Source organism: Paenarthrobacter aurescens (genome assembly GCF_025421775.1).
Lineage (GTDB): Bacteria > Actinomycetota > Actinomycetes > Actinomycetales > Micrococcaceae > Arthrobacter > Arthrobacter aurescens_B.
The window spans coordinates 1-240 of sequence record NZ_JAOEFX010000663.1 but is presented as its reverse complement, the minus strand read 5'-3'; the positions used below and the strand labels follow the sequence as shown (position 1 = coordinate 240).

General features: G+C 72.5%; 1 pseudogene. It reads left to right on the top strand.

The annotated features are described in order from the left end of the window. Positions 1 to 240 (top strand): annotated as a pseudogene (locus N7568_RS25185) (glycosyltransferase); the annotation flags it as partial.

Sequence of the window (240 nt, the reverse complement as noted above, 5' to 3'; positions counted from 1 at the left end):
CGCCCCCCAGCCCCCGCGGGCCCCCGCCCGCCCCTCCGCCACCGAGCACCCCGCGGCACACGTCGCGCACCAGGACGGCAAAGGCTGGAGCCTCGCGCACTGGGACAGTGCAGTCGTCTCCACCGCAGATGGCACCGGAGCTTCGTGCCACGTGCGTGACCCCAAGCCGGCCCGCCAGCTTGTGGTGGAAACGGCAAAACTCCACGCCCAGCTCTTCTCCAACAGGGAGACCCTGCGGGC